Genomic DNA, 576 nt, shown 5'->3' on the forward strand with positions numbered 1-576 from the left:
GACTTGATCTACCAGACCGCGGACGGTTACATCACCGTCGCCACCAACAGCAACGGCGAATGGCAGAGCATGTCCAAGGCACTCGGTCACCCCGAGTGGATCGAGGACGAGCGCTTCTCCACCCCGGTGGGTCGGTCGAAGCACATCAACGAGCGTTTGGAACTCATCCAATCTGTGCTGCTGGACAAGAGCTCTGCCGAGTGGTTGGCGCTGCTCGACGAGTTCGACGTACCGGCCGCACCGATCCTCACACGGGCCGAGGTCATCGAACACCCGCAGATCAAGGCCTCCGAGATCATCGTCGAATCCGAACACCCCGCAGCCGGGCGTCTGCGGCAGGCACGAGTGGCGGCCCGGTTCCTGGGCACCGTCCCCGATGCCCCCAAGGGCGCACCGCTACTCGGGCAGCACAACGCCGAGATCCTCGCGGAAATCGGCTACAGCAACGACGAAATCGCTTCGCTCGCTGCACAGAACATCATCGGAACCGAGCAGGACGCCACCGCCGGCGCCCTAGCCTGAAGGGAAGTGCTGGACAGTGTCCACAGTATTGGTCGTCGGTGCCGACAAGGGCAT

Annotated in this window: 1 protein-coding gene; it reads left to right on the forward strand. The window is 63.4% G+C overall.

Annotated elements, in window-relative coordinates; genetic code table 11:
• On the forward strand, positions 1-522 hold a 522-nt coding region (locus AZG88_RS31270; RefSeq protein WP_197487966.1), incomplete at its 5' end, for a CoA transferase.
• Positions 523-576 lie beyond the last annotated feature (54 nt).

This window comes from Rhodococcus sp. LB1, from assembly GCF_001583455.1.
GTDB classification, from domain to species: Bacteria; Actinomycetota; Actinomycetes; order Mycobacteriales; family Mycobacteriaceae; genus Rhodococcus_F; species Rhodococcus_F opacus.